The organism is Fulvivirga sedimenti (assembly GCF_020328055.1).
The window spans coordinates 106,603-122,829 of sequence record NZ_JAIXNE010000001.1 but is presented as its reverse complement, the minus strand read 5'-3'; the positions used below and the strand labels follow the sequence as shown (position 1 = coordinate 122,829).

13 protein-coding genes are annotated in these 16,227 nt (G+C 45.3%); 9 read left to right on the top strand and 4 right to left on the bottom strand.

The features are described from left to right. The 8 genes from LDX50_RS00535 to LDX50_RS00500 all read left to right on the top strand — a co-directional run bounded on the left by LDX50_RS00535 (position 1) and on the right by LDX50_RS00500 (position 8,030). Positions 1–1,650, top strand: a complete 1,650-nt coding sequence (locus LDX50_RS00535) for a porin family protein (protein WP_225696449.1) — start codon at positions 1–3, stop codon at positions 1,648–1,650. A 128-nt stretch (positions 1,651–1,778) separates the two neighbouring features. Beyond that, the gene (locus LDX50_RS00530; RefSeq protein ID WP_225696448.1) at positions 1,779–2,663 is read left to right on the top strand and encodes an SPOR domain-containing protein; all 885 of its coding nucleotides are present in this window, start codon (positions 1,779–1,781) and stop codon (positions 2,661–2,663) included. A gap of 1 nt (position 2,664) precedes the next feature. Continuing rightward, a complete protein-coding gene (locus LDX50_RS00525; protein WP_225696447.1) occupies positions 2,665–3,345 on the top strand; it encodes a MotA/TolQ/ExbB proton channel family protein in 681 nt (226 codons plus the stop codon). Between the two features lie 36 nt (positions 3,346–3,381). Next, positions 3,382–3,771, top strand: a complete 390-nt coding sequence (locus LDX50_RS00520) for an ExbD/TolR family protein (RefSeq protein WP_225696446.1) — start codon at positions 3,382–3,384, stop codon at positions 3,769–3,771. Positions 3,772–3,773: 2 nt separating this feature from the next. Next, the gene (locus tag LDX50_RS00515; protein ID WP_225696445.1) at positions 3,774–4,673 is read left to right on the top strand and encodes a hypothetical protein; all 900 of its coding nucleotides are present in this window, start codon (positions 3,774–3,776) and stop codon (positions 4,671–4,673) included. A gap of 5 nt (positions 4,674–4,678) precedes the next feature. Further along, entirely contained in the window at positions 4,679–5,983 is a 1,305-nt protein-coding gene (locus LDX50_RS00510; RefSeq protein WP_225696444.1) for a bifunctional folylpolyglutamate synthase/dihydrofolate synthase, read from the top strand. Between the two features lie 4 nt (positions 5,984–5,987). Next, complete coding sequence (gene trmB, locus LDX50_RS00505; protein WP_225696443.1) at positions 5,988–6,650, top strand: tRNA (guanosine(46)-N7)-methyltransferase TrmB; 663 nt, start codon at positions 5,988–5,990, stop codon at positions 6,648–6,650. A gap of 393 nt (positions 6,651–7,043) precedes the next feature. After that, positions 7,044–8,030 carry a fasciclin domain-containing protein gene (locus LDX50_RS00500; RefSeq protein ID WP_225696442.1) on the top strand — a complete coding sequence of 329 codons (987 nt, stop codon included), beginning with the start codon at positions 7,044–7,046 and terminating at the stop codon, positions 8,028–8,030. A gap of 141 nt (positions 8,031–8,171) precedes the next feature. On the opposite strand, the gene LDX50_RS00495 is transcribed toward LDX50_RS00500, so the two are convergent. After that, positions 8,172–10,190, bottom strand: coding sequence for an OmpA family protein (locus LDX50_RS00495; protein ID WP_225696441.1), 2,019 nt, complete (start codon positions 10,188–10,190; stop codon positions 8,172–8,174). A gap of 233 nt (positions 10,191–10,423) precedes the next feature. Here LDX50_RS00495 and LDX50_RS00490 point away from each other — a divergent pair, with 233 nt between their 5' ends. Continuing rightward, a complete protein-coding gene (locus tag LDX50_RS00490) occupies positions 10,424–10,561 on the top strand; it encodes a hypothetical protein (protein ID WP_225696440.1) in 138 nt (45 codons plus the stop codon). 307 nt (positions 10,562–10,868) lie between these two features. Here LDX50_RS00490 and LDX50_RS00485 read toward each other — a convergent pair whose 3' ends face one another. The 3 genes from LDX50_RS00485 to LDX50_RS00475 all read right to left on the bottom strand — a co-directional run bounded on the left by LDX50_RS00485 (position 10,869) and on the right by LDX50_RS00475 (position 16,217). Beyond that, on the bottom strand, positions 10,869–13,796 hold the full coding sequence (locus tag LDX50_RS00485; RefSeq protein WP_225696439.1) for a TonB-dependent receptor: 2,928 nt from the start codon (positions 13,794–13,796) through the stop codon (positions 10,869–10,871). Between the two features lie 128 nt (positions 13,797–13,924). Then, entirely contained in the window at positions 13,925–14,263 is a 339-nt protein-coding gene (gene gldC, locus LDX50_RS00480; protein WP_225696438.1) for a gliding motility protein GldC, read from the bottom strand. Then, a complete protein-coding gene (locus LDX50_RS00475; RefSeq protein WP_225696437.1) occupies positions 14,241–16,217 on the bottom strand; it encodes an acetoacetate--CoA ligase in 1,977 nt (658 codons plus the stop codon). Before LDX50_RS00475 ends, gldC begins: the two co-directional genes overlap by 23 nt. Between the last annotated feature and the right edge of the window lie 10 nt (positions 16,218–16,227).

The window sequence follows — 16,227 nt, the reverse complement described above, 5'->3', positions numbered from 1 at the left end:
ATGAAGATTAAAGTCATTTTTTTACTACTGTTCTCGGTCATTGCAGGATACGGTTTGATGGCACAAAATCCGGATTCTGAATTGAAGGATGTGGAGATTGAAATTGTAAAGGACCGCGAGATAGTTCTGCCGAAGGCGAGCCGGAATTTCGAGAAGGTACCACCGTCCTCGTTTGAAAGGCGTTCAGATGACCTGGAATATTTCTTCAACAGTATCCATTTTCAGCTTCCGCTGCTGGAGATAAAAATGCGTCCATTGCGTATCCGTGATCCGCGTCTCGAAAAAACATATGGAAATTATGTAAGGGCTGGTTTGGGAAATTTTGGTGCCACATACTTAGAAGGATACCTCAACAGTAAGCGGAATAAAGATTACAGTTACGGGGCTCATGTGAATTTTGAGAATTATGCCAAGGGGCCGGTTGCAGGTAAGAATTCATCATCCGGTGATTTTCAACTGGATCTGTTCGGGAAATACTTTACTCCTGCGGTTACGTTTGGCGGTGAGATCGGGTATGATCAGCAGAACAGGAAATTTTATGGCGCACCCGATGTGACCGAAGGAACGGGCATTGCCGTAAAACAGGCGTGGAAGAACTTTCATCTTCGCGGGACAGCCGAGAATACCGATAAGGAGAGTGTTGTTGATTATCTCCTGGATGTGGGCTTCAGTAATCTGACCGATAAATTTGATGCCAGTGAATCTGAATTTTCGATCAATGCGAAAACCCAGTTTAAGATCACCGATGCCTTTGATGTCAGGATTAACGGAGACTTATACCTGATCGGCCGAAAAGACAGTGAAATTGATAAAATATCCCGCAATTTATTCCGAATAAATCCGACGGTAGGATTCGAATATGAAGGTTTCAGGATCCGTGCGGGTTTCAGGGGAGTTGCTGAGAATGATACCATCAATGGATTCAATAAATTCCATATTTACCCGGATGCAATGGCGTCCTATACCTTCAATGAAAAAATTGACCTCTATGCAGGAATAGGGGGAGATATTGAGAAGAATACCTTGCATCGGTTCGCAAACGAAAATCCATGGATCGCACCCAATGCATCAATTTTTCACAGTAACAAGACCTTTGAATTATACGGCGGACTTAAGGGGAGGCTGAGTCCGAAACTTGGATTTGAAGCAGGATTTAGCGCCAGCAACGTAAAAAATCTCTATTTCTACCTGAATGATACAACCGCGCAGGAAACTTTCAACGTGATCTATGATAACGGAAATACTGCTGTTGTGAACATTTTCGGGTCGTTTGCCTTCGTACAGGAGCAGCAATGGCGCATTAATGTTCGAGGTGATTACTGGGGTTATGGAACCTCTGATATTCGTGAAGCTTGGCACCGGCCGAATTACAAATTGACGGGAACCGTATACTATAATTTATTCGATAAGATCAATTTAAATGCAGAAGTCTATACAATGGGCGGCATCAAGGCATTTGATTTCACCAACAATGAAACGGTGAACCTCAAGGCGATATTTGATCTTAATTTTATGGCTGAATACCTGATTTCTGAGCGTGTTTCAGCCTTTGTGGAACTGAACAATATATTCTCCAAAAATTATGAGCAACTGTACAGGTATCCTGTGCGGGGCTTCCAGTTTATGGTGGGTGCTAGTTATACTTTTTAAACGTTTTTAGACCATTTTTAATGAATACATTGCATGACAACCGGTCAGATTTGGCACACTTAAAAATTAGATTATTTTTGTGAAGTGTCGAAGAAACGGGCGATTGCAGAAAACTTAACCATCAGATTATGGCAAAGAAAGATAATGACAGTGAATTTGAAGATCTAAACGACAACACCGGCGACATTAATGAAGCCGATGATAGTTTTGGACTTCCGGATATCAATTATGAACCAATTGATCGCTCTGAAGAAGCTGAAGAAACTAAACCGGCAGAAGAGGAAGCCGTAGAAGATCAGCCCTTCATGTATGCTCAGCGCCCTGAAGACGAGCCTGCGGCAGATATCACACCTGATAGTTCAGAGGAGAATATCTTTGGCACGGTGGAAGAGAATGAAAGTGTTGAGGAGGCGGCAGCGGAAGTGGCCGTTTCAAATGAGGGTGAAGAAGAGGAAAAAGCCTATGTGCCAGGCTCCTATACGCCCAAGAAAAGTAGTAATTCCAATGTGGGAGCCATCATTGGCATCATATTGGTGATAATCCTCGCGGGATTCGGTATCTGGTATTTTCTTTATGAACAGCCGAGAAAGGCTGAAATTGCACAGCAGGAGCAGGCAGAAAAAGATCGTATCGCAGCACAGCAGCGTGAAGAAGCCGCACGTGCCGCAGCTGAAAGAGATCGCCTTGCACAGGAAGAGGCAGCACGGTTGGCTGAAGAACAGCGACTGGCTGAGGAATCTCAAAATGCAGGTGACGGAACGATCGAAACAATTTCTGCACGTACTGGTCGTTACTATGTCATTGTCGCCAGCGCGATTGACGGTGACCTGGCCATGGATTATGCCAAGAAATTGGCGGCTGAGGGGAACAGTGTTAAAATCATTCAGCCCTATGGGAAGGTTTTATACCACCGGGTTGCTGTAAGAAATATGGAAACACTGGCGGAAGCCGAGTCCAGGATGGATGAGCTGAAGGAAGCGTATGGTGAGGGTGTATGGGTAATGAAATATTAAGATGATATTAACGCAAATAAGTACTGCACAGGATTCTGTCGTCACATCTATTGAAGCAACCGATTCGGTAAGGATCATAGACCTCCTCTTCCAGGGAGGTTTTATGATGATACCGATTCTGGTTTTGTCGGTAATGGCTGTGTATATTTTTGTAGAACGGGTCCTTACAATCAATAAAGCGGCTAAAACACCGGAGCAATTCATCTCCCGCATCAGAGAGCTGGTGGAAAAGGGTGATATCTCAGCGGCACGGATGATGTGCCAGCAAAATGATTCACCCGTGGCGCGAATGATTGAGAAGGGAATTTCACGAATTGGAAGTCCGCTGAAAAACATTGAGGTTTCCATTGAGAATGTTGGAAAGATTGAAATCTTCAAGCTGGAGAAAAACCTTTCTTTATTGGCAACGATTTCAGGTTCTGCCCCGATGCTGGGCTTTCTTGGTACAGTTATCGGTATGATCCAGGCCTTTATTGCGATTGCGCAGGAAGAAGGTTCAGTGAGTCCAAAATTGTTGTCGGAAGGAATTTATACGGCAATGGTGACGACCGCGGCCGGATTATTTGTAGGTATCCTTGCTTATCTCGGCTACAATTACCTGGTTACTCGCGTTCAAAAAGTAGTCCATAAGATGGAATACAGCAGTGTTGAATTTATCGACCTGCTTCAGGAACCGAGGTAGAATTTTTTTCGTCCATTTCATGTTGATAACGTAATTATGGCACTCAAGTCTAAGCATAATGTAGAACCCATGTTCAGTATGTCTTCAATGACGGATATTATATTCCTGTTATTGATCTTTTTCATGCTTACATCATCTTTCATTACACCTTCAGGATTACCGGTTAACCTGCCCACCAGCAGGGCTTCTACCGTGGAAATGCAAAAGGTTTCTGTAACAATCACAGAGAATATGGAGTATTTTGTGGGGGATAAAAAGGTGTCGAAAAATATGCTCGAGGCAGAACTCAGGAGCCGGTTGACGGAAGGACAGGGTTCTGTTGTGCTTCATATTGACAAAAGTGTACCCACTGAACAATTTGTTTATGTAGCAGGTATCGCTACATCGCTCGAAGCAAAAGTTTCAATTGCCACGTTGCCCGAATAAGAATGGATCAGGAACAAAAGGAACGGAGGAACAGAAGGACTGGTATTGCGATATCCATTGCAACCCATATACTTCTGCTGGTCCTTTTTATGTTCATACTGGCATGGCGTGAGCCCGATCCGCCGCTACCTGAATACGGCATAGAGTTGAATTTCGGAATGGAGGAGCAGGGATCCGGTGAAGTACAGCCAGAGACGCCTGTCACGGAGGAAGCCACCGAAGAGGAGGCATTGCCTGATGAGGCGAATGTGGAAGAGGTGCCCGAAGAAGTTATCGAGGAGGCGGAGGAAGCCACTGAACCGGTTGAGGAGGTTGTCGAGGAAGTTGTGCAGCAACCTGTACCGAATAAGCAGGAAAGTTCGGAGGTCGTAAAGGAAGTTAAGGAGACCCCGAAGGAAGAGGTAAAACCAAAACCGGTGGAGAAAAGGGAAGAGAAAAAACCCGAACCGGTAAAGACGGAACCTGTAAAGACCGAACAGACCACCGGCGCGAAAGAAGAGGGTACGGCAGATACGCCGTCGAAGAAAAGTGAGGGCGATGATGCGAAGGTAGTGGGTGACAAGGGTGAGCCGGAGGGAGAGCTAAATGCCGATGCGATATACAAAGGTAAACCGGGCGGGGGTAGTGACGGCCCTGCGCTTAATATTGTCGGCTGGATATGGGATGAGGTTCCAAGAAAGAAGGATGCTTCCAGTGAGAATGGTACAATTACCTTTGAGTTTACCATTGACGAAGATGGATACGTGATTGCAGTTCGCACATTGCAACGCAGCGTAAGCCCTTCCGTTGCCAAATTTTATGAGGAGCAATTACAAAAAACCACGTTTAGCCGGACAGGTTCCGGGGCTGTAAAGCCAGGTAATACAAAAGGAACCGTCACCTTCAATATTGTTTCCAGGTAATTTCTATGATACAGGACCAACAGGGATATTCCGCCAGGGAGTATCAGGATGTGCTTGATTATCTTTACAACAGTTTACCGATGTTTCAGCGGGTGGGTGATTCTGCCTACAAAAAGGACCTGAGCAACACCATCCGTTTGTGTGATGCGCTCGGAAACCCGGAACACAAGTTTAAGTCGGTCCATATCGCTGGCACCAACGGAAAGGGAAGTTCGTCACATTACCTGGCAGCCATACTGCAGTCCGCCGGCTACAAAACAGGTTTATATACATCTCCGCACTTAAAATCGTTTACAGAGCGAATCCGGCTTGATGGAAGAGAAGTGACGCCCGCATTTGTTATTGAGTTTGTTCGGAAGCACAAGGCGTTGATTGAAGAAGTGTGTCCAAGTTTTTTTGAGATTACTGTCGCAATGGCTTTTACCTACTTTGCCGAACAGGAAGTGGATATTGCTGTCATCGAGGTAGGTATGGGCGGGCGTCTGGATTCTACCAATGTGATCCTGCCTGAAGTGAGCCTGATCACCAATATCAGTTATGACCACCAGCAATGGCTGGGAAATAGCTTGCCGGAAATTGCCAGTGAAAAGGCCGGAATTATCAAGGATCATATACCGGTGGTGATCACAGAATACCAGGATGAAGTTGCTGAAGTATTCAGGAAAAAGGCCCTGCAGCACGAATCGCAAATAATCTTTGCCGGTGAACAATATTCCGTTCAACTGTCGGAAGAGGGGTATCGACTGAAGATGAATGACGGAAAGGTTCTTTTTTTTAAGGATGAACTGCTTCCTGGTTACCAGTTAAAAAATATTCCGGGCGTTCTCGCTGTGTGTGATATTCTGAACGAGCGTGGGTTTAACATCCCTGAAAAGGCCGTGATCACAGGCCTTGAACAAATGAAATCTCTCACCGGGCTTAAGGGCAGGTGGCAGCAGCTGGGTTCTAAACCTGATGTATTTTGCGATGTAGGTCATAACGTATCCGGCATCGCGTACCTGTTGAATCTGATCGGGGAGCGCGATTATCAGCAGTTGTATTTTGTTTGGGGAATGGTTCGCGATAAAGATGTAAAACCCGCATTATCGCTGTTACCTACCTCGGCCTCGTATTTCTTTTGTGAGGCAAATATACCCCGGGCCATGCCTGCCACAGAATTGAGGGAGAAAGCCCTGGAATTGGGCTTGAAAGGAGAAAGTATTGCTGATGTGAATGATGCCCTTCAGGCTGCTTTGAAAATTGCCGGAAAGGATGACCTCATTATCGTCGGAGGGAGTAACTTTGTGGTCGCAGAACTGAAAAACCTCTGAATGAATGAGCAGGAGTAAACTGGCCAGATTCGAAGCTAACAGGCACAGGCAGAATATAATTGAACCGGGCAAGCCGCTGTTTGAAAAAATTAAGGGCAGCTGGAACACGGAGTATTTCAAAAATGATAACCCCATTACTGTAGAACTTGCTTGCGGCAGAGGCGAATATACGGTGGGCCTCGCACGCCTGTTCGATGATCAGAATTTTATTGGAATTGACGTAAAGGGTGATCGAATCTGGAAGGGTAGTGGCTGGGCCATCGAGGAGGGGCTTTCAAATGTGGCATTCCTTCGGACGCAAATCCAGTATCTTCCTGAATTCTTTGAATATGGTGAAATCGATAATTTCTGGATCACATTTCCGGATCCCAGACCCAAGGACCGTGATGAAAAGAGGAGGATCACCAATGGTAAATACCTGGATTTATATAAAAGTCTACTTGCCGCCGACGGATGGGTAAACTTCAAGACCGACAATACGGGATTATTTGAATTTACCCTTGAAGTGCTGCACGAAAGAAATGATATCCGGGATTTTGAATTCACCCGGGATCTGTATCACTCTGAATTGCGCCCCCTTTGCCATGAGATCCGCACCCGCTACGAGGAGAAATTCAGCGCCCAGGGCCATGATATAAAGTTTCTTCGGTTCCGCTTTGCCGAATAGTGGTCTATATTTTTGGGTTCTCCTTTAATTCGGTACCTTTGATATACCTACGGGATCCGACAAAGTCCTTAAACCTAACAAGTACAATAATACCGGGTGAAACTCACTGCCAAAGCCAGGCCTCATCCGACTTGTTCGGACCTCGCCGCAAGGCAGGTTAACAGTGGAAGGCTGACGTGGATGGGTAGCCCAAATCCTGTCAATTCGGGGTTTAAGACTTACTCCGTGATCCTGTAGGTTTTTTTTTGCCCTTTTATACCAACGGCTTTTAATACCAGAACTTTTTTGATAACGTTATGTTAACTATACATTAATTCTTCTGCAGGAAAACAAGGATTTGTGATGCATGCAGAGTAACTTAGTGAAAATTAAATCAACAATTAATTAACTTTTATGAGAAACCTAGAAATTTCGAACTGGATGACGCGTCTGTTGGCTTTGACGATGCTCGCGGGGATGGTCCTGATGGCAGGATGCGGTGATGACGATGGAGATGAACCAGCCGTTAATCAAAATGTGTGGGAAGTGATAAATTCAGACAGCCGGCTTAGTTTATTAGCGGCTGAGCTTGAAGCGGCCGGATTGGATGGTGCCCTGGCAACAACTAATAACATTACGGTGTTTGCTCCTTCGAATGCAGCTTTGCAAACATTACTTACACAACTTGGATTGCCTGATTTTTCACCGATTCGTGACGAATTGGCGGTTGCTGTACTCACATATCACGTAGCGACCAGCATTAAAATGGCTTCTGATTTAACAGTAGGCAGCGAAATCACCACTCTGCAAGGTGAGTTAATCGAAGTGGCAGGTGGTCCAACACTGGTTTCCGGTGCTACCAATGATGCAGGTTTCATTGAAACAGACATTGAAGCTACTAACGGAGTAGTTCATGTGATCGATGTTGTACTTGTTCCGCCATTGTTGGGTGAGCAGATTGTAGGTATTTTGGGTACCGTTGCTCAGCCAATACTTCTTGCAGAAGATTTCTCAATCCTGGCTTCAGGTATTTTGAAGGCAGATGCAGGTAAGCCTGTAGAGCAGACAATCGTAGGCGCAATGGTTGGACTTGATGATATCACTGTTTTTGCCCCGGTAGATGCTGTATTTAATGGAGCAGGAATTACAGTAGATACATATACTGCTGAGGAGTGGGATGCGATCATTCGTGGTCATGCCGTTCCGGCAACATTGTCACCTTTGACAGATGCTTCAGGTATCGCAACTGTTAATGCCGGTGTAACCTTAACGACAACTGCACCAAATGGCAATCTTGGAACTGTTCAGGGTTCAGGAAACGATGCAGCTATCCCTGTGGTAGCAGAAGGTCTTCCTGCTGGAAATGGTATAACTTATCCTATTGGTGGAGTTATTCTGTAACTAATCCCTAGATATAATAAAAAAAAGCTGTCTCGTTTGGGACAGCTTTTTTTATTGCGTCAGAGATTGGTTGATTCAAACTTTTATCAGATTACATATCTGGACCCAATGGATACATCGTCCTGATATATCCGTGCGTTTCTATGGACTTGTTGAACTTTCCATTCCTGTACGGATAATTTCAATCTCCGTACGGCGGTTGATCTCACGTCCGTCAACCTCATCGTCATTCGAAACCAGTGGACGTTCCTCGCCGAATCCCTTGGCCGACAAGCGGTTGGCAGATATCCCGTTATTGATTAGAAACTGTACAACTGCATCAGCTCGTTTTTTGGAGAGTATCTTGTTTGCGATGGCGTTGCCCACATTGTCGGTATGCCCGTTGATCTGAACAACCAATCCAGGATTATCCTCCAGCAGTTCTTTAATCCTGTCGAGTTCACCCAGTGATTCCGTCCGCAGTTCTGATTTCCCGGAATCGAAAAAGATATTCTTTAGTACTACTTTTGAGCCGGTCTCTGCCTTCCGCATCAAAATGTGGGTATCCACTTCCTGGTTTTCAGTGAACTCCGGAAGGTTAAAATTCAGTGAATTAAAAAGGTACCCATCCAGCCGCGTTGACACCCCGTAGTTTCCGCCCCTGGGAATGATGAGTTCAAAGTCACCGGCGGCGTCAGACTGTACGCGGGACAGAACAACGTTATTGGTATTATCAACCAGCTTTACTTCAGCTAACAATGGTTCTCCACTTTTGGAGTCAATCACTTTACCCTTCAATACGGTGGCGATCTTAGGTTTCGTTTCCTTGATTTGCTCAACTACAGGTTCAGGTTTACTGATGGCCTTCACAGGTTCCTTTGCAGGAGTATTCTGTTTCACAGGCTCAGCAGAGGCGATGAGCGGCTTTTTATTCACAGGTGTGAGGTCATATTCCACATAGAATATATCCGCCATTCCTTTTCCACCTGGTCGCATCGAAGCCAGATACCCTGATTTTCCATCTGTATTCGGTATGAAGTAATTATCCAGGTATATACTGTTGATGGGGTAACCAAGATTCACCGGTGGTTGCAGTTCGCCATTGATGATATCACTGTAGAAAATATCCTCTGCACCCATTCCCGGATGCCCGGCAGATCCAAAGTATAATCTTGATCCATCCGGGGTGATGTATGGAGCGTCTTCATTGTATCTTGTATTGATTACCTTCCCCAGGTTAACAGGCTTTTTCCATTGTCCGTTGTCACCTAATTCGGTTTTATAAATGTCCAGTCCGCCGATACCATCCGGTCGCTCACTAGCAAAATAAAGTGTATTACCATCTGCAGTGATGGTTGCACTCGTTTCCCAGAATATGGTATTCACAGACTCATCCAATGGGGTAGGTTGTCCCCAGGTGCCTTTTTCGTTTTTAGAGACGTAGATATTGCCGCCGTCATACTCGTAATAAACGAACAGACTTCTTTCATCGGGTGAAAGTGTTCCTGCCGCATCGTGGTATGAGTCATTTATGGCAGGACCCATACGCTGAATATCTGTCCATTCCCCATTTTCAAAGGATGCCCAGTAAATATCTTCATAATATGTGCCATCCCTGCTTCGCTTACCACCCGGACGGTTGGAAGTAAAAATCATTTTCGTGCCCTGTCCATAGACCAGCGGGGTATAATCATGGAATTTTGAATTTAATGCATCTACGGGTGTAACCAACGCGTTGATTTCATTTCGTTTCAGTGAATCCGCTGATATACATTGCGCGATACGTTCGTAGACATTCGATTTCTTTGATTGTGGGGTTTTACTGTAGGATTCGAAAAATCGTAATGCATCCTTAAAATTCTCATGATAGATATACGCCAGACCCAGCTGATATTCGATGTGCTTGTCAATTTTAGGAGAGAGTGCATACACTTTAGCTATCTGTTCGAGTGCAGGCAGTTTGTCGGAGCTGTACAGATAGGAGAGTCCCAGCTGATAGGTTGCCTTGGTGTTACCTTTTCTTAGCTTAAGGGCTTTCTTATAAAAAGAAATGGCGCTTTCGTAGTCTTCAATACGGTAAGCACGATCGCCCTTGTGCATCCATTTTTTATACGTTTGCGCAAGGCCGTCAATACCGGAGAGAAACAGTAATAAAACCAGTACAGTTAAAAAAATTCTCATTCGTAAAAAATACAACGTCCCGAATGATTGAACCTATCGAAAATTCCTCTGCAGTCCAAATCAGGCTATTTTCAGAGATGTACGTTTTGTGAAGGATTGAGTATAAATTGAGGACCTATACCTGTATTATCATAAAATGGCTTAATAAAATAATTTCCGTAAGTCAGACATGTATTGATGAGGCCGCTCAGCAGGATACCCGGGAACCCGCACTATAATTTTCAAATGGTTGCATGCATGAGGCTGATTTGGTCCGGCAGGAAAATAGTCTGACTGAAACAGCCGAATATGTACTGCCCGGTTATCCCGGCATTCCCGGACCAATGTGCAAGCCATGGAATGTTCGTGATTCTCCTGCTTTACTGGTCTGAATCGCTGATTCCAGGTTAGATTCTGGGGCTCAATTTGTATCCAACCCCGCATTCATTTATGGCAATGAGTTGTTCCTGGCTCATTTAAACCGCTCTGAATTCTGATAAGATTTATTGCAACGGATACGGTTAAATAATGGGCACACCATTGGATTCTGGTGACCAGACTTAAATCCCGGCATCCCTGGAATGTGGGGATGTTATATTTATTTCTATCGGAATTATTCAGGTTTCTTTAATACGTAAGATTCGGGATAAAAAAAAGGCGTCCCCGAAAGGACGCCCTGGCTATTAAGAGATTCTTCAATTAGTTCATCAATTCATCAAAAGTGATGGATACGTAGTAGATGGCACCGATATTCGGGCCGCCAAGACTCTGAATGTAGTATTTATTTAGGATGTTCGATCCTCCCACTTTCAGCATAGATTTCAAACCTTTCATCTTGAAGCTAACCTGCGCATCCAGTGTTCCGTATGACGGTACTGGTCCGCGTGCAAATGAAGACTCCCAGATGAAGTCTGTCTGCCAACGGTAAGTCAGATTGAACCCAAGGATATCTGTAAGCTTCCGGTTCGCAAAGCTGATATTGTATTTATGTTCAGGTGTATTGTATTCTGAAAGACCACCCACAATTTCATCGTTCAGTACGTTCCAGCTGTAGTTACCTGAAAGCGTGAAATTACGAGGCAGGTTATAGGTAAGTCCAACGACAGCCCCCTGTGAGCTGATTTCCTGATCATAATTCGTATAGATCTGTGCCGTGTTTCCGGAGATCGTTCCATCGCTTGCCACTGTTAATGCTGAACCATTCAGCAGGGAAGCGGCAGCAGGCACGAGTACGTTAGGATCTGAGGTAGGAGGGTTGAGCAGATCGATAGGTGCTTTTCTGAATTGTACCTGCGTGATGAAATCGCGGTAACGGTTGTAGTAGTAAGCAACATCAATCAATAGTTTATTTCCCAGCAAACCCTTGTAACCTACTTCGAATGAATTCACACGCTCAGGTTTAACAGGATCATAAACAAATGGACGAAGCTTGTCCAGGTTTCCGAGGATAGACTGGGGTGTGGCACCGCCATCAAATACCGCCTGGCTGTATTCCGCAACCGACTCGCGTGTGTAAGAGTTTGTCTCTACATCATACTTCTCATAAATCTCCGGTAATCCACCCAGCAATCGGGCTGTAATGATGTTCAGGTCGATAAACTGACCCTGGGTTGTTGGAATTCTGAAACCGGTCTGGTATGAACCGCGAATGAAATGATTTTCTGCGATCGACCATACTGCTGAGACACGGGGTGAAAACTGTCCGTCGAAATTCTCATTCTTATCATATCGAAGTGAAGCAGTGAGCTTAAGCTTCTCAGCCAAAATACGCTTCGATGCCTGGGCATATGCACCATATTCTTTAATGGTAAGTCCTCCCTCATCGTCAAAGATGGTTCCATTGGAGTTAAGCTCGTACATTCTGAAATTACCACCTACCTGAAGTGACATCCAGTCGATCTCATTCTTGAAATCATACTGTCCTTCCAGATGGTACAGGTTCGACTTATCATTGAATTTCGGTCCGAACGGAACTACTCCCTGGAGACCGCGTCGCTTGGCCTCTTCAAATTCCGGAGTGCCCGGAGTTAGGGTAAACTGGGATTCGGATAGTCCCCTGGCAAAATTATGGGCAGCCAGCTGAATTTGAGTTCTTTGATCTGCAGGCAAATTATTGATATCACCAGGCATTAAACCAGCGCCATTAAGGGCGGCGATATAACCGATACCATACGTGGCAAGCCAGGTAGAAACGTCACCGCCTGAGCTGATATCATACATACGTTTCGCGAGGAATTCGGTAATATATGAATCTCCCGAGTTCTCCCGTGTTGTATAACCGCGAATGAAGAAGTTATCTCCCCTCAGCTGCAGACGGTGCTGCATAATACCAAAATTGGATAGCGAGTATCGCTGGGCTCCGGTATAAATACTGGTTCCCCAGCCTGCATTGAACAGGTAACTTAGTTCGAGCTTATCGTTCAGTCGGTAATATAGTCCCACATTGGTTTTGATGTTCTCAGCTCCATAATCGATCAGGTCTACTTCTTCGTATGGGGTAACTGAAACCACATGGCTTGGAAGGTCACCGGCATCAGCATAATCCAGCGCACTCAGACCCGGAGCAAAGATGGCATTCTGAGCAGCGGCTCGCCATGCTGAGCTAAGCGGGAAAATTGCAAGGTTGATGCTGGCTTCATCACCCATAAAATGCAGTCTGTCGGCGCCGGGATTCGGACCGCCAACTGCAGCAAATGGATTCAAATCGGCATTGCGGTCGAAATCGCTTGTTCCGTGCCAGTCGTCAGCCCGCATATAGGAGAAATTCACCTTGAAGGCAAATTTGTTATTAAATGACTTTGCATACCGAAGTGATGCTTCGTACATGGGGGATGCATCCTGATCTGCCTCACTTCCGATATGATTCACACCAAGTTTGGCAAATGCGCTAACCCCCTGATAATCAAAGGCACTCTTACTGTTTACCAGCAGGATTCCGTTAAAAGCGTTCGGGCCGTACAGCGCAGAAGCAGCTCCGGGAATCAATTCAACACTTTCAACATCCAGTTCACTCGGTCCGTTCAGGTTACCGATCGGGAAGTTCAAAGCGGGTGCCTGGGTGTCCATTCCGTCGGTCAGTTGGACGAATCGGGTATTACCTGTAGAGGCAAATCCACGGGCGTTGATAATTTGAAAATTGATACTACTGGTGGCAACATCCACCCCTTTCAGGTTGGCGATTCCTTTGTAGTAGTTATCTGCCGATGTATTCTGTACAGCGAGGATATCCATTTTTTCAATCGAAACAGGAGACTCCAGAATACTTTCTTCGACACGGCTCGCTGAAACCACAACCTCCTGACCCAGCAGGGTTTGTTCGATCATGTTCACTGTAAGCCCGGTCACGTTATTTTGCGTGATTTCCATTTCCTGGGTTTCAAAACCGATGAATGAAAATACGAGGGTAATCGGAGGGTTATCATCCACATCCAGGCTGAAATTGCCATTTGCGTCGGTAATGGTTCCGATTACTTTCCCTTTCACCACAACGTTAACGCCTGCCAATGGATCATTTGTGCCCTGGTCAATTATCGTCCCTGAGATAGAAATCTGGGCGAATATTGGTACCGCAGCAATAAAAAATAGCATTATGGTAATACATAATGACTTCTGTAAAAAATTGATCATAATAATTTCACGGTTATGTTCAAACTGCTTTTAAGTCATGCAAACGCATAAAATTGATTGAATGTACAAGAATTTGTTGAAATATTTGAGATAGAAAGCCGGATTAATAAAAAAAATTCAATAACTGGTCAATTTCCGTATTCTTTCTTCAAATATTCAACAAGTTTATCGCAAAGCATATTAATTTCTGACGACATGAATTCATCTCCTGTTGAATTGAGTAAACTCTGTCCCATGCCACCAAGGCAGTCGATATAAAATCGTTTCATTTCATCAACCGGCATCTCCTTTGTCCAGAGGTCAATGCGCATCGTATTTTTCACACTGGGGTCCCAGATAGAAATATTGATTGCACTTGTTTCCTGTGCGGCGTCTTCAGGTTTTTCAGTGGCATCCCAAAGGATTTTTTCCGGAATACGGTCTGCATCCAGCTCAATTTTGAAGTTAATTTCTGATGTTGTTTTCATTTATTTTGTTCGCTAGTTCTATAAAATATTCAAGTACCTGTGGGTTTCGCAGGGCATCTTTCTTTATGGCTTTGGCTGGATCCTTACCCATGAGGATCTTTTTCACCGGAGCTTCTGTCTTTTTGCCACTGATTGTATAAGGTATTTCAGGAATGACCAGAATTTCATCGGGCACATGCCTGGGCGTATAGGCAGACCGGATTGTAGAGTTGATTTTTTTTATCAGGGTCTCATCGAGTTTTTCACCTTGTCGGAGCACCACAAACAATGGCATATAAAATTCCCCCTTCTCGCGTTCAATACAAACGATCAGGCTGTCGGCTATTTCAGGCACCGCATCCACTGCGCGATAAATTTCACTGGTTCCGATACGAATTCCGCCCCGGTTGAGCGTGGCATCTGAACGGCCGTATATTACAATACCCTGCCGGGGAGTAATGCGAATCCAGTCGCCATGCCGCCATACACCAGGGAATTCCTCGAAGTAGCTGGCTCTGTAGCGTTCTTTACCCGGGTCATTCCAAAAGTAAACCGGCATGGAAGGCATGGGAGAGGTGATCACCATTTCTCCAACTTCATCAAGAACAGGTTCACCTTCTTCGTTGTAGGCGTGCAAATCACAGCCGAGGGCGCGGCATTGAATCTCTCCACTGTAGACTGGCAAGAGAGGACATCCGCCCACAAATGCACTGCATACATCGGTTCCCCCACTGATAGAGGTTAGCCATATATCGGATCCTATTTCTTCATATATCCAGTCGAAACCCTCTGGCGGAAGGGGAGAGCCTGTTGAACCGATACTTACCAATCCGCTGAGATCAAATTTCTTTCCTGGTTGAGCGGATGCTTTCATATTGGCCACCACATATCCGGCACTGGTGCCCAGGTGGGTGATTCCAAATTTATCAGCCAGATTCCATAACTGATCGATTTCCGGATACGCCGGACTTCCGTCATAAAGGACGATAGACGCGCCGCAAAGGAGTGCTCCCTGTAAATAATTCCACATCATCCATCCGGTGGTGGTGTACCAGAAGGAACGGTCTCCTTCCTTAACATCATTATGGAAGGTGAGGTATTTTAACAATTCCATCAGTACCCCTCCCTGGCTGTGTGTAATCGCTTTGGGGATTCCTGTGGTGCCGGAGGAATAAAGCACCCATATTGGGTGATCAAACGGCATTTTGATAAAGGTTGGATCTATAGCTTCTGAAGAAACGGCTTCGTCCCACATTACCTGTTGAGGTACATCAAGACCTGTATTGAGATAGGGGATCACGATGACTTTTTCGACTGTCGGAAGCGCCTTGACGATTTCTGCTACTTCTGCACGTTTATCAAATGCTTTTCCGCCATAATGATAACCGTCAACCGTGATAAGCACCCTGGGTTCGATCTGTGCGAACCGGTCGATTACGGCAGTTGTTCCAAAATCAGGTGAGCAGCTTGACCAAACCATTCCCAATCCGTTACCTGCGAGGAAGCTTATGGTGGCCTCGGGGATGTTGGGAAGGAACGCGACCATTCTGTCACCAGGATTCATTCCCCACTTTTTAAGGCTGTGTTGTAGGGAGGCGACGCTGTTTTTGAGTGCCGACCAGCTGATTTCCTTTGATACACCTTGTTCATTCGAAAAGAGTATGGCCGGTCGGTCATCTGAATATTTACGAAAGATATGCTCGGCGAAATTGATGCTTGATTTGGTGAACCACCGGGTGTCCGGCATGGGGTCGGTGGTCATAACCTGTTCATAGGGGGATCCGCTGATGATATCAAAGTACTTCCAGAGGCTCTCCCAGAAAGTTGCAATATTTTCAACGGACCACGACCAAAGCTCCTGATAGCCGGAAAAGGAAAGATGATAGTTTTTTTGAAGCCATGTCATATAGGTTGTTAACCCGGCTTCATCCTTAAATTGTTGGGTAGGTTTCCATAATTGTTTCGGATGATCCATAAAAACGCAG